Genomic DNA, 19,075 nt, shown 5'->3' on the forward strand with positions numbered 1-19,075 from the left:
GGTGGGGATGAGGATCGGTGAGCTCTCCCGGCGCACGGACACGCCGGTGCGGATGCTCCGCTACTACGAGGAACAGGGGCTGATCCACTCCGAACGGCTCCCCAACGGGTACCGGAGCTACGAGGACTACGTTGTCGACCGGGTGCGGCAAGTGCGGGGCCTCCTCGAAGTCGGCCTCCCCACCCGGATCATCAAGCAGATCCTTCCCTGCCTGGACGGCTCGAGGGCGATATACCTGCCGTACGTCACCCCAGACATGATTGCGACACTCGAACGCGAACGCGACCGCATGGCAGAGAAGATCGAATGCCTCACGAAAAACCACCGGGCCATCAGCGACTACCTCGAGGCCGTGAGCCACGAGATCCGAGCTTCCTGATGAGACGCTCCAGTACGTCCTGAGCGGCCCCGGGCTCGTAGGGGATTCTGATCGCGCGTTGCGACGGTGCCTCGCCGATGTCCATCCTCACCAAGGGCAGCGCCCGCTGGCAGGCCGCCGCAGAGCATGCCGTCGTCATGGTCAGGTCCGATGGGCGTCAGCCCGCCGAGCAGGCGCTGGAGTTCGCCGGGCGGCTTGACCGCGAACGAGCTGTTGAACACCGCGCTGACGAACGTGATCGCCCGTGCGTGGATGGCCGGTTACCGGCAAGGGCGCAGCGACGCCGCCGACCGCTGCTGGTGAGGACTTTCTACCGCGCGGCGGCGCGACGGGGCCGAGGTCTACGCTGTGGCGGTGGTCGTCTGCTGCGCGGCCAGGCGAGGTCCAGGTGCCTGTTCATGTCCAGTTCCGGCCGTCCGTACAGGGTGAGAGGGGTCCAGAAGGCGCTGGCCCGTAATCGGTGGTGGCGGTAGGTGACTGTCACGGCAGCGGGATGCGGTGGCGTAGCAGATCGAACCCGGCGCGTCCGCGTATCTGGCGCATGATCCTTTTCGTGCGTGTGTGGACGCCTTCGGTGCGGCCGCGCGGGAGGGTGAGGGCGGCGTTTACGGCGGTAGAGCAGAGTGAGACTGCCGGTGTGGCCGAGCTCCTTGGTCTCCCGGAACAGCTGCTCTGATCCCGACACCCCTGCGAAGGCGTGGCAGCGCGATCGTGGTACGTCGGCGTCTCGACGTCTTCATTAGGTTGTGGGGATGCGGAGATTCGCCGAGATCGAAGACCTGTCCGGACTTGTGCGTGAGGCGTTGGGTTCGGGGTGCCGGGTTGCCGCGGTGGACCGGTTGCGCGGGGGTAGCAAGAAGGGCGTGTACCGGGTCCGCGTTGATGGAGCTGGCGTGGCGAGCGTGGTCGTGTACAGCTGGGCCGAGACGGAGAACTTCTGGCCTGCCGCGCAAGAGGTCGGCACCGCCGACCCACTTGCGCCGGCGTCCGGCCTGCTAGCTTTCCTGGCCGCGCAGCGGAGCCTGAACAGACTTGGGGTGCGGGTTCCACGACTATTCCTGACCGATGACCGCCGGCACCGCTACCGGGCGGACGTCGCCGTAGTCGAGGACGTCGGTGGCGGCCCGCTCGAGGGGCTCTTCGACACCGATCCCGCGCGTGCGGCGGCCGCCCTGGGCGACCTCGCCGGGACGCTCAAGGTGATGCACCGCCACCACTCCCCCCGGTATGGCCGGGTGGACCTGCTGGAGCAGGGCGTCACAGCGGGTGGCGCCTCGTGTGAGGCTCTGGTGCTCGAACGTGCGTTGCGGGACCTGGAGGAGGCGGCGGACGGGACGGCAGGATCGCGGCAGCGGCCGGCGCGTTGGGCGACCGGCTGCGGGAACTGGCTGTCCGGGTGACCCCGCGCGAGGAGTACGGGCTGATCCACGGAGAGCTGGGTCCTGACCACGTCCTGGTCGACGGTGACGGGCACGCCGTATTGATCGACATCGAGGGGCTGATGTACTTCGACGTGGAGTGGGAGCACGTCTTCCTCCGGCTCCGCTTCGGCGAGCGATACGCGGCCCTGTCCCAGCCCGGTCTCGATCCGCAACGCCTCGATCTGTTCATGCTCGCGATGCGCCTGTCACTGGTGGCCGGTCCGCTGCGCCTCCTCGACGGAGACTTCCCCGACCGGTCGTTCATGCAGTCGATCGCCGAGCACAACACCGAGCAGGCCCTGGCGCTCCTACCGTGAGACCGCTATGAGGTCTTGATGGCACCACGGTGCCATCAAGACCTACCTTGGGGCTGGGGCCGGCTTCGGCGGCGGAGGGCCAGCTTCGGCATGGGCGCCTCGATTTGCGACTGGAGCGACCCGGTCGGCCGGCTGTTCCTGCAGGCCCTGGCCATGGTCGCCGAGTTCGAGGCCAACATCGGGCACCAGCGCACCCGCGCGGGCATGGCCCGGGCCAAGAAGAACGGCAAGCTCAAGGGCGAGCAGTCCAAACTCCCCGCGCCCGCCCGGCGTTCCATCCGCCGCCGCTACGCCGAAGGCGAGGTCTCCCTGGCCGACCTGGCCACCGAATGCAGCGTCGGCCGCTCCACCATCCACCGCATCATCCAAGGCCCCGAAGAACCGAGGTAGACCGACGCCAACCCTACCTGGCGGCCCGCCGCAGCCATCGAAGATCATCGAGCGGACGGTGTGGCGGTGCTCGTCGTGCCCGGCCAGGCCCACGCGCCGCTACAACCGCTGCTCAGGCGAATGTGGTAGATCTTCGGAAGATGCCATGGGACCCCCTGACCGGGCGGGCGGCTCCCCGGGAGGGGTGCGAGTCGTGACCGCCGCGGTGATCCGCACGGTCAAGCGCGTTGGCGTACTGCTGCCCTGAGCGTCAGCCAGCCTTCGCCGCTTGCAGGATCTGGTGCAGTTGGACGGCGTAGGCGCGGGGGTGGGTGGTGTTCCCGTTGTGGCCGCCGGGGAACTCGGTGACCTCGGCGCCGAGCAGCGCGGCCAGTTCCTGTGCGCAGCGGTAGTCGAAGACGGTGCGCGGGGTGGTACGGCCGGCGGCGGGAACGATGCGGGTAGGGGTGTGCGCCAGTGCGTTGACCGGCAGGGTGTCGTTGATCAGGGCGGTGAGGTCATGCTCGATGAAGAAGCCGAAGTTGGCGATCCGCCCCGAGGTCATGGGTTGCGGCGTCAGGTCGGGCTCGGCGTCGGGGCTGGCCGGGTCGATGCCCAGGACTTCGGCGACCGCCTTGAGTGCCGGCGCGAGCCCTTCCTCCCGGTAGAGCTGCTGGATCTCGGCCAGCTCGGCCTCATGCCGGGCCCGGTCCGGAACGGGCAGCAGGCGGGGTGCGACCGGCTCGTGCGCGATGAGGGTACTGAGCTGCCCGGTGTGCCGGACGGCCAGATGGAGGCCAATGACCGCGCCCAGGCTGCAGCCCAGCATGGCGGCCGGCTCGTCGGTGACCGCGGCCAGCAGCCGGTGGACGTCGTCGGCGTGTTCGGTCATCGTCACACCGCTGCTGGGGTCGTCCAGGGTGCTGCGGGACAGGCCGCGCCGGTCGTAGGTGATCACGGTGCAGGCGCCGGCGAGCTGATCGACCAGATCGGCGCTGCGTCCGGCGTCGCCCTCGCCGCTCTGGGAGATCAGCAGCGTGGGGCCGTCGCCGCGCATCTCGTAGTAGAGGCTGGCGCCCGGGACAGCCAGGGAGCCGGTTGTCGTGGTCATGGGAGGGTCCTTTCGCCTTGGTTCGCGATCACCGTATTCCATCATTGTTGATACATCAATCCTGATGCATCTCTTTTGATGTAATCTCGATCACGTGAACGGAGTGGACCTGTTCCTTCTGGGGCGCACCCTGATGAAGATCGGCGAAGAGGCCCTGCCCACCGAGGGGCTGGGCGACCAGCCGGGGAGCGCCCGGACCGTGCTGATCGTGGTCAGCGACATCCGCACGCATCCCGGCAGCGCGATCAGCGAGATCGTCACCCGCACCGGCCTGCCTCAGAGCGCCGTGTCGGCGGCGGTTGCCCGGTTGCGGGAGGCGGGTGCCGTCGTCACGGAACCCGATGCCCGCGACCGCCGACGACTCTGCATCCAACCCGCCCCGGAGATCTCCAGCCGCGTGGAGCAGGTCCGCTCGACCTCCATCGACGCGGCCCTGGCCAAAGCGCTGGCCATCGACGACCCGCACAGGATCGCCGAGATCATCGCCCTCCTGGAGGAACTCGCCCGGAACCTGTCTCCCCAGGCGCTCAGCCGCCTGCGCGACTGAGCGCCACGCGGCCGAGCTGCTGAACCACAGGGGGGAGCGCGCCGGCCAAGCCGTGCGGATCGCGGCCGCCGCCGACCGTGAAGGGCCGGCGCCTTCTCACCAAGCGCTCCCGAAGCTGACCCCAGCCCCAAAGTAGGCGCAGCAGCTGAGTGGCGTTGGAGGCGCCCATACGGAGGCCGCCGTGCACCTGATCAGCGGCATCTCGGGCGCCAGATCACCTACCAGCAGGTCGCCGGCGAGCGGCTGAACCTGAGCAAGGACGCCACTCGGGCCTTCACCGCCCAACGCGGACCATGGCGCGCCGACATCCCCGCCCTCCGCCACCGCCACCCGGACATTGGTTGAGTAGCTGAGTGAGCGGGGCATGCCGGGGTCTTGGTTGCGCTGGACTGCTGCCCTATCCGGGGGTGTTGATCAACTGGTCGATTCGTGCCTGGTCGAGGAGTGAGTAGATCTGGATGATCTGGTGGTGAGAGATCACGAAGGCCATGATCGAGACGGGATGCTGGTCGGTGTAGACGATGACGGCGGCGCTGCCGTTCATCGTGATCGGCTGGAACGTGGCGTCTGGGATGGCGAACGTCGCCGCCCGTTCCGCCACGTTCTGCGGTCCGCGGATCGTGGCGGTCGCCGCAGGCCTGGTGGCACCGCCGTCGGCGTGGAATGTGATCTCGGGATGCAGCAGAGTGAGAAGGGTGTCGAGATCGCCGTCGCGGGTCGCTGCGAAGAAGGCGTTGACCACGCTGCGCTGATTGGCGGGGTTGGTCTCAATCTCGGCCGGATCGACGGCATGCACTCGTCGCCGGGCGCGGCTGGCGAGCTTGCGGGTCGCCTCAGTTGACTTCCCGAGCACGGTGGCGATCTCGCTGAACGGCATCCCGAAGGAGTCGTGGAGCACGAACGCAAGGCGCTCGGGTGGCGCCAAGCTTTCCAGGACGATGTGGAGCGCCAGACCGACCTGTTCGGCGAGGAGAGCTTGATCCTCTGGGCCCAGGGCTTGATCCGGCCGGAGCCGGAGTCGCGGCCCGGTCGCGTCTGTCGGACTTTCAGGACGCGCGGCTCGGGCCCTGAGCTTGTTGAGACAAGTCCGTGAGACGACTGTGGTCATCCACCCGTCGAGGTTGGCGATGGCGGCGACGTCTGTCGCGCCGGGGCGGCTGAGACGGACCCAGGCATCTTGGACGGCGTCTTCCGCATCGGCGCTGTTGCCGAGGATCTGGCAGGCCAGCGCGGTCAGCCGTTGACGGTTGCCCTCGAAGTGTCGGCTGAGTTGTTCAGGGGAGTCCATCGGTCACGTCCTCGTGTTGCGGGGTGTCAGTGCCTGTGACACGCCTATCAGCGAGAACGTGACAGGAGCACGATGTGATGTCCCCGACCCATTCAGGGCCAACCATAGATGCCCGACAGCGACGACGTATCGCGCTGCTGGCGTTGTGCCTGGCCGGCTTTGTGATCCAACTCGATGTCACCATCGTCAATGTCGCTCTTCCGACGATCCAGCATGAGCTGCGGGCGGCTCCCGGCGCGTTGGAATGGATCATCAGCGGTTACGCTCTTGGGCTGGCTGCGCTGATCCCCTTGATGGGCGCACTCGGTGATCGGCTGGGCCACCGGCCGGTCCTGTTGGGCGGGCTCGTCGTCTTCGGCCTCTGCTCTGCGGCGGCCGCGCTGGCACCCCACCCGGCCGCGCTCGTGGGCGCGCGCGTCGGTCAAGGTGTTGGGGGTGCGGCCATCTTGGCGCTCACCCTTGCCGTCCTCGCGGACACCTACCCGCCGCAACAGCGCGGTCACGCGATCGGCTGGTGGGCGGCGATCGGCGGGATCGGCTTCGGCGCGGGCCCGATCGTGGGCGGCCTACTGCTGTCATTCTCCGGCTGGTCAACCATCTTCTGGGTCAACCTTCCGATCATCGTCGTCACGGTCGCCCTGATCGCCCTGACGGTCCCGCGCGTCGCCGCGACGACCCAACCGCGGCCGCTCGACGTGCCGGGTGTCCTGCTGGCGTCGGCGGGGCTGGCGTCAGTCACCTTCGGACTGATCACCGCGACCGACACCCCCTGGGACCCAGCCCGAACCCTGGTGCCGCTCATCGTCGGCGGACTCGTCCTCACAGCGTTCGCGCAATGGCAACGCCACACCAGCGAGCCCTTGGTGCCGAGAGCCGTACGCGGCAACTCAGCGTTCATCGGTGCTTGCGCCATCTACTTCACCAGTTACGTGGCCTTCAGCGGCACGCTCTACTACGTCACCTTGATGTTCCAGAACCTTCTGGGCTGGTCCGCACTTCACACCGGCTTGTCGTGGCTGCTGATGAACGCCCCGTTCCTGGTCGCCGCGCAGATGGCCGGCAAAGTCAGCCAACGCTTCACGCCACGGGCCATCGTCACCACGGGCTGCGCGGCCGGGGCTCTCGGTGTGGCGGCACTGAGCATCCTCACGCCGACAACCCCATTCGTCGCTGCGGGCATGGGATACCTGGTCACCGGAGCCGGTTTCGGACTGCTGGTTCCCGGGATCACGCACGTGGCGATGCGCGACATTCCCGGACCTGTCGCGGGTGCCGCCTCTGCCGTGCTCAACTCCTCCCGCCAGCTCGGGACCGCCGCAGGACTCGCGCTTGTCGGCGCCATCGGCGCGGCGGCAACCCACCACACCTGGGCTGGATCTCGATTCGGGCGCATGCACCCCGCCTCTGGCTCCATCGCCACCGGGAACCTCCGCGGAGTCCCCTCCTACATGGAGACCACCGCGCGCAGTGCGTTCGAAGTGGGCTACCACGTCGCTCTCGGCGTCTGCGTCGCGAGCTTCTTGGTCGCCGTGTGGATATCACTACAGGCGTTCAAAAGACCGACAGCAGCCACTGGAGCGGCCGAGGCGGCGGAGCCGAGGCTGTGAGTCACCTCAACGCAGCGCCGGCTCCACGAGCCCGACTCAAGGTCGCCCAACTGGTCGTCGTCATCGGCGAGGTCGGCGTGTGCCACGAGAAACATCTCCGCAGGACTGTCCGATGAGAGCCTGATCCACAGACTTGCCTCGGGCCCTGGGGGGCGTAATCGGCTGATTACGCCCCCCAGGGGATCCCATCAGAACCCGTGTCCGTCCTGACGAAACAGGCCGTCGAGCCCAGTGAATCCGATCCCACCTTCCGCCTCCCCTTTTCGCCCCCCAAGATGGCCGCCAGCGCCACGCCCTGGCCCTGCCCGCCGCCCTGGGGTCAGCGGCCGCAGCGGCCCGCCTGGGACGGCGGGCAGGTCCAGAAGCTCTGGGCGGGGCCCCCGCCGCGCGAGTAGTTGATGTACGCCTCCGCGCCGGGCGTGTTGACGATCCCCAGCAGGTGCGACATCAGCGGCACCGTCGGCGCCCACAGAACCTCGCTGTCGACCGTTCCGGCCCCGCGGCTCCCGATGTCGAGACTGGTCGACCGGTTGTCCCCCGGCTGCATGTCCACCGTTCTGATCCCGAACGGGCTTGTCCAGGTGGAGTCGACCGCCCGGGTGAGGTGCAACCGGATCCACTTGTAGTTCTTGCAGATGCCGGACGTGCCGACCCGCCATTCGGCCCAGCCGTAGTAGACGCCGTTCGCGTAGAGCGAGATGGTGTCGTCGTACGCCTCCTGGTTGGTGGTCGTCGCCCGCACGTTGCTGCCGCAGCCCGGTACCGCGGACGGGAGCCGCCCGTCGTAGTCGGCGGCGTGGGCGGGCCCCGCGGCCATCACCCCCGTCGCGGCCAGCGCCACGGCCGCGACCACTGCCGCCATCCCCCGCCGCCGGCGCGCTCCCGTTCCTGCTGTCGATGTGCGCATCGCTTGCCCCTCCTGCGTCGTGGCTTCCAGGCAAGTGCAGCGCAGACCATGCTGCTTCGCCCAGGGCCTTTCGGCGTCCCACGAAAAGCCCTGGCCGGCGCGAGGAACGACCCCGCATCGGGTCTCGCGTTGCTGAAGATTTGCTCGTTTGGTCGTTCCGAGTGAATACCTCATGATCATTTTCGAATCGAGGACCCGCCTTTACAAAGTAGATTCGAAACGGTCCCGAATGAGGCGCGCTTCCCGGGCGTCGCGACGCCACGACGGTGCCCGGCACGCGCGCTCACGACCTGTGAGTCCGTCCGCAAACCATCCGCGCAGGCGGCCGCCGGACTCCGGCCCGCCTGCCGCGCCCGCCTCTCCGAGCAGCGGGCGCCGGCACCGGACGCAGGACGGGACGACCGCCGCCGCGGTGCGGTCGGTCCCCCTCTGCGCAACCGCGGCCTTCTTCACGACGACCCCGCCCCCGGAAACCGGGCGGCGCGGGTTGGCTGACGAAGGAGGAACACGTGACGAGCTCCCCCGCCGGGACCGTCTCCCCCCGTACGGCGGCACCGCGGCCGATCCCCGCCCCGGCCCGCCGCGCCCACCCCGCGCAAGGCGGCCCGCTCCAGGGCGGTCACATCGCCTGCCGCAACGGCCGTACCACCGAGAAGGACGCGGCGAGCTACCTACGCTCCCTCGGGCTGACACCCATCGCCCACCCCCCGCTGGAGTACTGGCGCATCTCCGGGCGCGCCCAGGAGGTGGACCTGGGCGTCCACATCAAGGGCCTGCCCGTCCCGGGGATCCAGACCAGCAAGGGACGCGTCAACGTGGCCTTCGAGGTCAAGACGCAGTCCGCCAAGGGATCGGTGGAGGACAAGCTGTTCTCGGCCATCGTCGACCTCGGCAAGCTGGCCGACGAGTCCGGCCTGGTGACCGGGCTGCTGCACCAGTTCGACCCGGACGCGCTGAGCCCGGGCCTGCAGATGGTCCTGGCCGAGGAGGCCGCCGACCACGGCGTGCTGTTCCTGGCGATCGGCGCCTGGGACCGGGCGACGCTGAACCGGCAGGCGTACCGCATGCTGGTCCGCACCCTCACCTCCAGCCAGGGCGCCGAGGACCTGTACGAGGAACTCGGCCCGGAGGTGGTCGCCGCGCTCGAACGCGTCCGCAGACGCCAGATCACCGACATGTGCCAGTTCTACGGCGGCAGCCCTCCCGCCCTGGAGGACCAGCGGCCCGACGCGTGACCAGAAGGCCCGGCCCGCCGGGCCTTCTGCGGTCCCACCCCACCTCCTCCCCCGGGCAGATGTTGCCGCGGCCGCCATGGCGGTGACGGTCGGCCCTGCTACAACCGATGCCAAGGAACGGACGGCTCATGCCTGCTGACGACGACAAGGACACCCAAGGCGCGCGTCCGGGCCCTGGCCCGGACACGGAGGTCCTGGCCGCGCTCGACGCCGAGCTGGGGCCTGCGCCGCCCATGCCGGAGTTCGACCCCGACGGGTTCCCGGCGGGGCCGCGGGGCGACCGGTTCTGGCGCGTGCTGCTGGCGCACCTGGCCCGGCGGCTCGGCACGGACCACCCTCCGCACCTGTTCACCCTGTCCTCCCCCGCCGCCCTGGCCGAGCACCTGCCGCCCGGCGCCGGCCCGCGCTACGCGATCGCCATCGGCCACCATGGCCCGCTCCCGGACCCCTGGGACGAGGCGCTGATCGGGACCGACGTGGACGACCCGCGCGTCCAGGCGCTCATCCTGGTCGTCCAGGGCACCCCCGACACCAGGGACGTCGTGGACACCTACGCCGCGGGCGCCGCGGCGGTGCAGATCGCGGTGGCGGTCACGCGCTCCGGCCGGTTTCACACCGTGCTCACCCCCAGCGGCGGCGCGCTCCCGCTCCTCATCGGCGCGGACGACGGCGGCGACTCGGACACGGCGGGCAGGCACGGCGCCCTGCACCTGCTCGGCCCCCGCCTGAACGCCAGCCTCGCGCGCGCGATGGGCGCCCGCGCGGAACCGGAGATCGACCTGGCGCACCTGGTGCGGCGGCTGTCGCTGGCCTCCGCGCTGCGCCGGATCTCCCGGATCTCGGTGCCCCTGCCCGACCTGCGGGAGCGGCAGCGGACACTGGCCGAGCAGGCCTGCGCCGAGGTGTGGGAGGCCTTCGTGCACTTCGCGCCCGCGTTCCTGCCCGGCCACGATCGCGTGCGCGCCGACCTGAGCGACTTCGGCCACGCCCTGCGGGAGATGGCCCCGGACCAGATCGCCGCCGCGGTCACCGGCCCCCGCCCACCCGCCCCGCTCGCCGCCGCCGCGCGCGCCCTGCGCGGGCACGACTGGCGCCGGGTGAGCGCGCAGGCGGTCGCCGGCGTCCTGGACGAAAGCGCCGAGGCCGCGGCCTGGTGGGGAACCGGGTGGATGATCACCATCCTGGACAACACGATCCCCCGCGAGGAGCACCTGCGCGCCTGGTGCGCGGACCTGTGCGGCCCCCACGCCACGCAGGTGGCGCGTGCCGCCGACGCGCTCACCGGCAGCTGAGCCGGGAGAAGCCCCTCCTTCGCCCGCGAGCCGTGCTCGGCTCCCGGGCGCGCCAGTGAGCCCTCGCCGAGATCGGCGAGGGCTCACTCGTGCCCGCCGGGCCGATGGGGTACGGCGTGCGCCGTACCCCATCGGTGCTGCCCGGCTCGGGATGTTCAGTGCTTGCGCGCAACGCCGCCGGCGATGCCGTGGTGCGTGGGCGGGAAGAGCCTCACTTCGTTCCCCTCGGGGCGCCAGTCGTTGACGGGCACCACGCCGGGGTCGAGCAGCTCGAAGTCGCCGAAGAACTCGGTGATCTGGGCGCGGGTACGCCAGCGGCCGGTGCCGAGGGTGGCGTTGAAGAGCCGCTCGCCTTCCTGGATCTCGGGCACCAGCTCGGGGGCCGTCTCGACGGGCAGGTGGAAGTGGGAGATGGCCAGGTGGCTGCCGGGGGCCAGCGAGTCGCGCAGGCGGGCGACGATGCCGCCCGGGTCCTCGTCGTCGTCCAGGTGGTGCAGGATGGCGAACATCAGCAGCCCGACCGGCCGCCGCAGGTCCAGGAGCGAGGTGATCCCGGGGTGGCCGAGCAGGTCCGGATCGCGCACGTCGGCCGTCACGATGGTCGTGTGGTCATTGCTCAGCAGGGCGCGGCCGTGCGCCAGGACCACGGGGTCGAAGTCCACGTAGACGACGCGGGCGTGCGGGTTGACCGCCTGGGCGACCTCGTGCACGTTGCCCACGGTCGGCAGGCCCGAGCCGATGTCGAGGAACTGCTCGACCCCGCGCGCGGCCAGCTCGCGGACGACCCGGCGCAGGAACTGGCGGTTGGCGCGGGCGGTGTCCGGGGCATCGGGGGCGACCTGCCGTCCGAGCTCGACCATCTGGCGATCCACCGCGAAGTTGTCCTTGCCCCCGAGGGCCGCGTCGTAGACGCGGGCGATGTTCGGAGTGGTCGGGTCGATCCCGGCGGGTGCGTCCTGATCCATAAAGGGATATCCGCTCATGAGGGATGTGTCGGGGAAGCTGACGGGGTGATCATACGGCCGGTGTCGCCCCCCGTCAGGGAGTCGGCCGGAAAACGCGTTCAACGCCCGGCGCTGCCGGGCGTTGAACCGGGCACGGGCCGCGAAACGGCGTATCCCGGTCGGTCTGGCTCGACCGACCGGGAACTCATCGCCGTACGGCGGCGCGTGCGCCTGCCCTGATCAGGGGGCGGCGGTGCTCGGGTTCACGATGGCGTGCACCGCGGCCAGCAGGCGGGCCAGGCCGTCCGGGTGGCTGCCCGAGGGGGTGTGGGCGGCCAGCGCGAGCTGCCAGGTCTGCTCCGACCGCCATATCCGGGGATCCAGGTCGGCCAGGGAGGTGACTCCCGGGTACGCCGGGGTGTCGGCCCACCGGTCCTGCCGCCGGTCGTAGGACCTGGTCAGGGCGTTCTCGTTCAGGTAGGCGGCCAGGTCCTGAGGTTCGACCATCATGACGGCGGCCGCGGTCGCGGCGTCGACGGAGACGTGCACGGCCAGTGGCCGGGTTCGGCGGGGCCGGTCCAGCTTGAGCAGGCCCAGCCCGTCCCACTCCACGGCCACCGGGACCGCCTGCGGCCCGGGGGTGTAGGCGGTGGCGGCGTCCAGGCGCGTGAGCGCCTGCCGGCGAAGTCCGGCGGTCCAGCGGGCGGCCGCCGCGTCGAACTCCTCGGCCACGCCCGGTCCCAGCTCGCGCAGCGCGCCGGTCAGGGACCGGGCCTCCTCCTGCAGGCCGAGCAGATAGTTCCGCTCGCGCTCGGACTCCGGGAGCAGGCGGTGCCAGTCGGGGACCCAGTGCACGATCCCGGAACTGGGAGCCCACTCCAGCTCATCCAGGTGCTCGGGGGCGGTCAGCCGCCAGAGGGTGACGGTCGTCTCCAGCCGCCGCAGGGCGGCGGCCGAGGCGCAGACGCAGCAGCCGGCCAGCAGCGCCCCGTCGGGCAGGTCCGCCACCCGGGTCCCGGGCCGCCCGGCGCAGCCGTCGCGGTGGACGGTCCAGGCGCGACCGGTCAGGGGCGTGACCGGCAGGGGCCCCAGCCAGCGCAGCGGAAGGGTGAATTCATCGGGATCGCTCTCCCACACCAACGCCATGGTGGTCGCCCTCCCTGCTCACGCGAACGCGCGGTAGACGCCGGCGAACCGGTCGATCAGCTCGGCCGTGGGCCGGCTCAGGTCCAGCGCGCTCATCTGCTCCGGCGGGCAGAACGAGGAGGGGCCCATGCGGGCGGTGACCGCGTCGACGTAGGCCGAGAACCGGCCCTCCTCGGTCTGGAACATCCACGACGGGATCTCGGCCGCCGTCAGCTGCTCGCGCGACTGCGCGGCGAGCACGGTGTCGATGCCGACACAGGTGAGGCCCGCCGCCTGGACCGTGTCGATCCACCAGCCGGGGCGTCGCCCGCGGGAGGACGGATGGTCCCGGCCGCGACCGGTGGCCTTGTAGCCGAGCAAGGTGACGCGGAACCGTCCCTTGGCCTGGCTCAGGATGTGGCGCAGGGTCTGCGGCCCGGCCACCTCGGGGATCGTCTGGACGGTGATCTCGCCCAGCCGCTGCCCGCGGGCGGTGACCTCGTCCTTGACATTGCGCTGGTAGTCCTGCAGGCAGGAGACGAACCGCTGCGCCTCCGCGATGCTGTTGACGCTGAACGCGACCGCGCCGGCCTGCCCGAGCCACTGCTCGACCTTGTCCGGCCGGCGAAGCCACCCGTAGTTCTTCGTGGTGAAGTTCGGCGTGATGCCGCGGGAGCGGGTGGCGGCCAGGATCTGCCCGAACCGCGGCATCGCCGTCGGCTCGCCGCCGCCGAAGGCCACCTCGAACACGCCCATGCCGGCCAGGACGTCCAGGATCTTGGCGATGTCGTGCGGCCGCCCCTCCTGGCCGGCCACGGTCGAGGCCATGTAGCAGAAGCCGCAGTCGGCCTCGTACGGGCACCGGTCGGTGAGCTTGACGTCCACCAGCTCCGGGAAGGGTGACCTGCTCGGCACGTACCCGCCGAACGTGTGCCGGTACCCGTCCGGGACGCTGCCGGCGCGGATGGCGTCCAGATCGAGGCTGAACCGCACCCGCGTCCCGTCGGCCGAGTCGTACATCACCCACCAGGACTCCCCCGTGACGGGGTCGACGTCCTTGCGGGTGATGACCTCGCGGCGGGGCCGCAGCACGCCGTACAGGGCGATCTGGGCCGGGTCGTGGTGCGGGTCGTGGCCGTCGCCGGAGCCGACGATGGCCACGCCGGGCTGGTCCAGGAACACGGCCAGCTCGCGCAGGAACTCCTGGTCGAGCCGTCCGGTCCAGCGCTCACGCGGCCTCGGCAGAATGTCGTCGTACAGGCCCGAGCAGTCCGCGGCGCGATCCAGTCCGGCCCGCTCGAGCACGTGGTCGGCCACGCGCCGGGCCTCGGGCTCGTTCAGGCCGGCCAGGACGGCGCTGTAGTAGCGGAGCTTGGCCTCCCCGCCGGCGGCCAGGAAGGGGTGGTCGCCGAAGTACTCCTCGCCCGGCTCCAGGCCCTGGTCGGCCGAGTGCTCCTGTCCGGGGGGCAGGAGCACGATCGAGTGGGTGCTGGAGGAGTTGCAGGCGTGGCCGGCGCGCACGGAGTGGATCCGGGCCACGCCCAGCCGGGCGAGCGCCGCCAGCATCTGGTGTTCGATCATCGGGTATCGCTCTCTGGGTTGGGGCTGGTACCCCTCTGCCCGTGAACGCCCCGCGCTTGCAGGCAAGGTCCGCCACGACCTCGAACACGTTCCGTTACTCCGTCGGGATGATCGAAGGCGGCGGCGATGGGGTCGGGGTGGTACGTGAGCCGGACGCCGAACGCCCGGTAGACGCGGTGCCCCGCCCGGCGCCGGCCAGGCCGACCAGGGCTGACCTCCTCGATCAGCAGCTTCGCTTCGGCGAGGTCGTGGGGGGTATGCCGGGGAGATGGAGCATCGGGAGCGTGCGTGGCGGCTGGCGGCTGCGGCGGCGCGGGGCGGACCGGTGTCGTTGGAGGTGGTGTGCTCGGTGGCGGCGGCCCGGGTGGGGGCGGAGGGGTATGGGCTGACGCTGGTGTGCGGGCCGGGGCTGCGTGAGCTGGCGTGCGCGTCGGATGAGGTGGCCGTGCTGGTGGAGGAGGCGCAGTTGACGGTCGGGCAGGGGCCGTGCGCGGACGCCTATGCGGGGCTGGAGCCGGTGCTGGTGCCGGATCTGCGGGCTGAGGGGGAGCGGTGGCCGGGGTTCGTGCCGCTGGTCGCGTCCGCTAGGGCGCGGGCGTTGCTGGCATTGCCGGTGCAGGCGAGCGGGGTCCGGCTCGGGGCGCTGGATCTGTATTGGTGTGTCCCGGGGCCGCCGCTGGGGGAGCTGGTGGGCGAGGTGGCGGCGTTCGCCGAGCTGGCGGCGGACTTGGTCTTCCGTGCTCATCCCGATCCGAGTGTGCTGGCGGGGTTGAGTCTGGATGAGCCGCCGTACGGGTTTCCGGCGGTGGTGCACCAGGCGTCGGGCATGCTGGCCGCCCGGTTCGACCTGGAGGTGGCCGAGGCGCGCGTACGGCTGCGCGCTTACGCCTACCTGCACGGCCGATCGGTGAGCGAACTGGCACGCGAGATCGTCTCCCGCCGCAGGATGCCGCGTGCCCCGGAGATGACCGATGAGAGCTGAGGGGCGGGTCAGGCGTGTGGCGAGGGGTCGGGGGTGAAACGCAGGCGCCGCTCCACCACCTGCCGCGCCACCTGGGACAGTGACTCCCCATGGAGGAAGGCGTGGGCGCGCAGTCGTAGATGGGCGTGTTCGACGGTGGCGTTCAGCTGTACCGAGACCATGCCGGCGGCCTGGTGGATCTCGGCGCCCAGGAACGGCTCCTGGAGCGGGTCCGCCCACTCGTTGATCTGCACCTGGTCGTTGAGCACGAGCAGCAGGGCGATGTCGGCGAGAATCAGCGCGTGGCCGTACTCGGCGGCGGCCAGGGCTCCGGGACGGTGGCGGACCAGCACCAGGACACCGACCCGCACGGCCTGGGTCATCAACGGGAACGCGAACGCGGCCCTGATGCCCGCGGCCGCCGCGAGCTGGCAGAACAGCGGCCAGCGCCGCTCCGCTGCGCTGCTGGCCAGGTCCTCGGAGAGCACAGGGCCGTCGCCGGTGGCGGCTTCCACGCAAGGCCCGTCCCCGGTGGTCAGCTCCGCCTCCACGACCTCGCGGCCCAGCCTGCCCACCACGTGCAGCGGCTCGAGTCGCCGCCCGGCCAGCAGCGACAGGCCAACGCCGTCGACCGCGATCGCTTCAGCACCTGCGGTGCACACGTCCTGGACGGAGATCGGGCCACCGCGCTTGACGGCATGATCGGAGATCAACGCCCAGATTCTGGCCTGCGCCTCGTTGACCACCAGACCTAACCGCCTGCCGAATCGGTGCCCTCGAGTCCACCGTACGCCCTCGCCATGCGCGCTTCTTCCGGCGGCGCAGGCGGCGCCGGTCTCACCGCAGGCCGTGCCCCCGGGAACGGGGGCGGCGATGTCGCCGACCGAAGACCCTGCACGAGTTGTCTCCGATATGCTACGCGTAGCATTCGCTTCTTGTGCTTCACCTGAAGATCCTGCTGCTCCAGACCCCGGCGGCATCCGCTGACGATGCGTCACCGAGGCTCGGGCCCGGTCCCGCATGAGGCCCGTGGACACGTTCGCTGCCGTACGGGACGGGCCGTGCGACAAGGTGGCGCGAGAGGCCGCCATGGACGAGCACTTCGCAATGACCCTCGTCGTCCAGGACGATGCGGGCCGCCCTTGGCGAGAGTGGCCGGGGAGATCGACATCTTCACCGCACCCGATCTGCGCCGCTGCCTGATGAAGCTCCTCGACCGGGACGGCTCGGCACCCCGGGAGATCGTCGTGGACCTGGCCGGGGTCACCTTCATCGACAACCATGGCCTGCAGGCACTGCTCGACGCGGACTTGCGCGCTCGCCCGCTGAGTGCCCGCCTGCTCCTCGCCGCGCCCTCGGACCGGGTGTCCTGGCTGCTACGCCTGACAGCCCTGGACGGGCACTTCGCCTCCGCGGCCTCAGGCTGACCGCCGGGCGGGGCCAAGCCACGAGTGTGCGGCGTGCGAGCAACCTGGGCGGGCGGGCACCTTTCACGACCGGTCGGGGATCCTGTACGTGAACCAGACCGCCTTGCCCCCGGGAACGACATGCCAGCCGTGAGAGGAGGCGATGGCGGCCAGGATCATCAGACCCCGCCCATGCGGTTCCCCGGAGTCCGCGGGGTGCTGCCGGGGTTCCTCCGGGCTGGCGTCGCTGACCTGGCATTGGAGCATCCGCGGGTTGCCGTCGCAGCTCAGGTGCAGGTGGATCGGCGCACGCCCGTGGACCAGGGCGTTCGTGACGAGTTCGCTGATCAGCAGTACGGCCTCGGGCGTGGCCGGTTCCAGCCCCCACCGCGCCAGCGTCGCGCGGGCGAGTTCCCGTGCCCGGGTCACAGCCTCGGCTCCGGCGGGCAGCCGCCATCCGGCGGCCTGACACGAAAACGTGGCCTCTTCGGCGCTACTCATGGCCGAGTTCCCAGTCCACCGGTACCGCCAGGCGACCGGTGCCGATCGCAGGCGGCCTGAGAAGGCGGCGCGGGGTCGCCGCCGCGGGGCGGATGGGACAGGCCACAGGCGGCAGGGAACGCCCGGGCGGCGGGGGCGCACCCAAGCGTGCGCCGATCTGGGTTTCGGGATGCACCGCGGACATCGTGTTCTTCCTCGCGACTCGATCACCTCAGGCCGAGCCGCCGGGGTCCAGAGCGGCACACTCACCGCCCGCTCTCGCGGGCGCCGTAGCACGATACCCGCAAGCGGTACATCGCTAACGGCAGGAACCACACTGTAACCGGGCCGCATGGTGCCGCCCAGACCCGCAGGCGCACCGAACCGGGGGTTGCTCAGACTGAGCCGGGAAGCTGAACTTCTCCGGCCACCACGGCGCGGGCCACGTCCGTCAGCTTCAGGTTATGGCTGCGGGCATGGGCGCGCAGCGCGGCGAAGGCCTGCTCCATCGACAAGTCGTGCCGTTGCGCCAGCACGCCCTTGGCCTGCTCGATCACGATCCGGCTGTTGAGCGCCGTCTGCAGTTGCTCGATCAGCACATTCGCATGCTGCAGGGCGCGCGCCTGCAACAGCCCCACCGTGGCCACGTCCGCCAGCGCCTGCCCGAGGCCGACCATTTCCGGAGTGAGCGGGCCCGGCACAGCGCGGAACAGGTTCAGCGCGCCGATCACCTGCTCGCGCAGCCGCATCGGCAACGCGCTCACAGCCACGAAACCGTACTCATGCGCCTGCTCGGCGAACCGCGGCCACCGCCGCCCCTCCGGGCCGCCCAGATCGGCGCAGTGCACCGGCCGGCCCGTCTTGAAGGCGTCCAGGCAGGGCCCCTGCTCGTTCTGCAACTGGAACAGCTCCAGCAGCCGCGACTGCTCGCTCGACGCCGCCATCACCCGCAAATGCCCCCGCCGGTCAGTCAGCAGCAACCCGGCGGCCTCGACACCGAGCAATTCCACCGACCGCTCGGACAACATCTGCATCAGGTCGATCACGTCGAAATCGGTCACCAATGTGTCCGCCAGCGCCACGAAGGTCCTGGCCAGCAACTGATCCCACCCGGGGGCCAGAGGTCCGCCCATGGCGACACACTACCCCTACACCTCAAAGAAGGAACAAAGAACGGTCCCCACCTGGAACGAGGCACCGGCTTCTCCGAAAGACGGGCCGTGGGACATCACCCACCGGAGTCACTGCGTCTTCCACCACGGTGAGACAGGCCGCGCTCCTCGCTCTCCACCGCAGCGAGGCATTATCCCGGTGCTCTATTCGCCCGATTAGGCGAATGCGCGGTAGTTCGGCGCACCGCCGAGCCGCCCGCGGCCGCTGCCGGATACGGGCCACGGCCGCGGGTGCCTCCGTACGGCCACGCAGCGCTCGTCACGGCGGTGACGTGGCCGCGGCCAGGGCGGTGCGTCGGTCCTGGGCCGCCTGGCGGGCCTTGTCATCGACGTGGCGGTTGAGCGGGTCGCCGTCGGCGCGGTGGGCGCGCACCCACACGAAGTGGACGTCGCGTCCGGCCAGGAGCCGGTCGATGCGCTGGATGAGGTCCAGGTTGAGCACCGGTCTGCCCGCGGCGGTGCGCCAGCCGTTGCGTTTCCAGGCGTGGATCCAGACCGACGCCGCGTTGATGGCGTACTGGGAGTCCATGCGGATCTCCAGTGGCGTGCGCGGGTCGGTGGACTCCAGCAGTTCGGCGAGCGCGGTCAGCTCGGCGGCGTTGTTGGTGGCGCGGTCGAAGGCTCCGCAGGCCTCGCGGACCGGGGAGCCGTCCGGGCCGGCGATGACCCAGGCCCAGCCGGCGGGCCCGGGGTTGGCGAGCGAGGAGCCGTCGCAGGCGGCCACGGTCCGCCGCCCGGTGGTCGTCGATGTCATGGGTGCCGGGGCGCCCCGGGGCGTCCCGCTCCTTTCTGCGCGGTGGACGGGTCTGCTCCGCAACAGTGCGGGCGCGGCCCGCCGCCGCAGGGGGCGGCGCTGTCGTTGGCGACGCCGGGCGCGCTGTCAGGGGTAAGGGCAAGCCGCAGAGCCGGCCACGACGGCCTGGGACAAAGGGA

Annotated in this window: 21 protein-coding genes; 11 read left to right on the top strand and 10 right to left on the bottom strand. The window is 70.8% G+C overall.

Annotated features, from left to right (window positions below):
• Window positions 1–7 precede the first annotated feature (7 nt).
• The 5 genes from D5H75_RS31095 to D5H75_RS31105 all read left to right on the top strand — a co-directional run bounded on the left by D5H75_RS31095 (window position 8) and on the right by D5H75_RS31105 (window position 2,507).
• Window positions 8–379, top strand: a complete 372-nt coding sequence (locus tag D5H75_RS31095) for a MerR family transcriptional regulator (RefSeq protein WP_119930288.1) — start codon at window positions 8–10, stop codon at window positions 377–379.
• Window positions 380–529: 150 nt separating this feature from the next.
• Window positions 530–682 (top strand): hypothetical protein, encoded by a 153-nt coding sequence (locus D5H75_RS42080; RefSeq protein WP_202638678.1) that lies wholly within the window; start codon window positions 530–532, stop codon window positions 680–682.
• A gap of 449 nt (window positions 683–1,131) precedes the next feature.
• Window positions 1,132–1,779, top strand: coding sequence for a phosphotransferase (locus D5H75_RS31100; protein WP_242454633.1), 648 nt, complete (start codon window positions 1,132–1,134; stop codon window positions 1,777–1,779).
• Window positions 1,776–2,117, top strand: coding sequence for a hypothetical protein (locus D5H75_RS43640; protein WP_242454634.1), 342 nt, complete (start codon window positions 1,776–1,778; stop codon window positions 2,115–2,117). The genes D5H75_RS31100 and D5H75_RS43640 overlap by 4 nt, the downstream gene beginning before the upstream one ends.
• Before the next feature lie 18 nt (window positions 2,118–2,135).
• Entirely contained in the window at window positions 2,136–2,507 is a 372-nt protein-coding gene (locus D5H75_RS31105) for a recombinase family protein (protein WP_277949990.1), read from the top strand.
• 250 nt (window positions 2,508–2,757) lie between these two features.
• Here D5H75_RS31105 and D5H75_RS31110 read toward each other — a convergent pair whose 3' ends face one another.
• Window positions 2,758–3,597 (bottom strand): alpha/beta fold hydrolase, encoded by an 840-nt coding sequence (locus D5H75_RS31110; protein ID WP_119930145.1) that lies wholly within the window; start codon window positions 3,595–3,597, stop codon window positions 2,758–2,760.
• A gap of 94 nt (window positions 3,598–3,691) precedes the next feature.
• On the opposite strand from D5H75_RS31110, the gene D5H75_RS31115 reads away from it, so the two are divergent.
• Complete coding sequence (locus D5H75_RS31115; RefSeq protein WP_242454636.1) at window positions 3,692–4,144, top strand: MarR family winged helix-turn-helix transcriptional regulator; 453 nt, start codon at window positions 3,692–3,694, stop codon at window positions 4,142–4,144.
• Window positions 4,145–4,541: 397 nt separating this feature from the next.
• On the opposite strand, the gene D5H75_RS31120 is transcribed toward D5H75_RS31115, so the two are convergent.
• On the bottom strand, window positions 4,542–5,432 hold the full coding sequence (locus tag D5H75_RS31120) for a sigma-70 family RNA polymerase sigma factor (RefSeq protein WP_119930146.1): 891 nt from the start codon (window positions 5,430–5,432) through the stop codon (window positions 4,542–4,544).
• 77 nt (window positions 5,433–5,509) lie between these two features.
• Here D5H75_RS31120 and D5H75_RS31125 point away from each other — a divergent pair, with 77 nt between their 5' ends.
• Complete coding sequence (locus tag D5H75_RS31125; protein ID WP_147425321.1) at window positions 5,510–7,039, top strand: MFS transporter; 1,530 nt, start codon at window positions 5,510–5,512, stop codon at window positions 7,037–7,039.
• A 319-nt stretch (window positions 7,040–7,358) separates the two neighbouring features.
• Here D5H75_RS31125 and D5H75_RS31130 read toward each other — a convergent pair whose 3' ends face one another.
• A complete protein-coding gene (locus D5H75_RS31130) occupies window positions 7,359–7,892 on the bottom strand; it encodes a hypothetical protein (RefSeq protein ID WP_119930148.1) in 534 nt (177 codons plus the stop codon).
• Window positions 7,893–8,455: 563 nt separating this feature from the next.
• Between D5H75_RS31130 and D5H75_RS31135 the strand changes: the two genes are divergently transcribed.
• Both D5H75_RS31135 and D5H75_RS31140 read left to right on the top strand, forming a co-directional pair.
• Window positions 8,456–9,181, top strand: coding sequence for a hypothetical protein (locus D5H75_RS31135; RefSeq protein WP_119930149.1), 726 nt, complete (start codon window positions 8,456–8,458; stop codon window positions 9,179–9,181).
• A gap of 128 nt (window positions 9,182–9,309) precedes the next feature.
• Complete coding sequence (locus D5H75_RS31140) at window positions 9,310–10,473, top strand: hypothetical protein (protein ID WP_119930150.1); 1,164 nt, start codon at window positions 9,310–9,312, stop codon at window positions 10,471–10,473.
• A gap of 155 nt (window positions 10,474–10,628) precedes the next feature.
• Here D5H75_RS31140 and D5H75_RS31145 read toward each other — a convergent pair whose 3' ends face one another.
• The 3 genes from D5H75_RS31145 to D5H75_RS31155 form a co-directional block, all read right to left on the bottom strand.
• Window positions 10,629–11,438 carry an SAM-dependent methyltransferase gene (locus tag D5H75_RS31145; protein ID WP_119930151.1) on the bottom strand — a complete coding sequence of 270 codons (810 nt, stop codon included), beginning with the start codon at window positions 11,436–11,438 and terminating at the stop codon, window positions 10,629–10,631.
• A 219-nt stretch (window positions 11,439–11,657) separates the two neighbouring features.
• Window positions 11,658–12,563, bottom strand: a complete 906-nt coding sequence (locus D5H75_RS31150; RefSeq protein WP_119930152.1) for a hypothetical protein — start codon at window positions 12,561–12,563, stop codon at window positions 11,658–11,660.
• An 18-nt stretch (window positions 12,564–12,581) separates the two neighbouring features.
• Window positions 12,582–14,123 (bottom strand): radical SAM protein, encoded by a 1,542-nt coding sequence (locus tag D5H75_RS31155; RefSeq protein ID WP_119930153.1) that lies wholly within the window; start codon window positions 14,121–14,123, stop codon window positions 12,582–12,584.
• 268 nt (window positions 14,124–14,391) lie between these two features.
• Here D5H75_RS31155 and D5H75_RS31160 point away from each other — a divergent pair, with 268 nt between their 5' ends.
• Window positions 14,392–15,105 carry an ANTAR domain-containing protein gene (locus D5H75_RS31160; RefSeq protein ID WP_119930154.1) on the top strand — a complete coding sequence of 238 codons (714 nt, stop codon included), beginning with the start codon at window positions 14,392–14,394 and terminating at the stop codon, window positions 15,103–15,105.
• 8 nt (window positions 15,106–15,113) lie between these two features.
• On the opposite strand, the gene D5H75_RS31165 is transcribed toward D5H75_RS31160, so the two are convergent.
• Window positions 15,114–15,797, bottom strand: a complete 684-nt coding sequence (locus tag D5H75_RS31165; protein WP_147425322.1) for an ANTAR domain-containing protein — start codon at window positions 15,795–15,797, stop codon at window positions 15,114–15,116.
• Window positions 15,798–16,235: 438 nt separating this feature from the next.
• Here D5H75_RS31165 and D5H75_RS31170 point away from each other — a divergent pair, with 438 nt between their 5' ends.
• On the top strand, window positions 16,236–16,511 hold the full coding sequence (locus tag D5H75_RS31170; RefSeq protein ID WP_242454641.1) for an STAS domain-containing protein: 276 nt from the start codon (window positions 16,236–16,238) through the stop codon (window positions 16,509–16,511).
• A gap of 63 nt (window positions 16,512–16,574) precedes the next feature.
• On the opposite strand, the gene D5H75_RS44535 is transcribed toward D5H75_RS31170, so the two are convergent.
• From D5H75_RS44535 to D5H75_RS31185, 3 genes are all read right to left on the bottom strand, one after another.
• Entirely contained in the window at window positions 16,575–17,324 is a 750-nt protein-coding gene (locus tag D5H75_RS44535) for an ATP-binding protein (protein ID WP_119930157.1), read from the bottom strand.
• Window positions 17,325–17,365: 41 nt separating this feature from the next.
• Window positions 17,366–18,103, bottom strand: coding sequence for a GAF and ANTAR domain-containing protein (locus D5H75_RS31180; protein WP_119930158.1), 738 nt, complete (start codon window positions 18,101–18,103; stop codon window positions 17,366–17,368).
• A 298-nt stretch (window positions 18,104–18,401) separates the two neighbouring features.
• Window positions 18,402–18,896 carry a ribonuclease H family protein gene (locus D5H75_RS31185; protein ID WP_119930159.1) on the bottom strand — a complete coding sequence of 165 codons (495 nt, stop codon included), beginning with the start codon at window positions 18,894–18,896 and terminating at the stop codon, window positions 18,402–18,404.
• Window positions 18,897–19,075: the final 179 nt, after the last annotated feature.

Source organism: Bailinhaonella thermotolerans (assembly GCF_003594875.1).
Classification (GTDB): domain Bacteria; phylum Actinomycetota; class Actinomycetes; order Streptosporangiales; family Streptosporangiaceae; genus Bailinhaonella; species Bailinhaonella thermotolerans.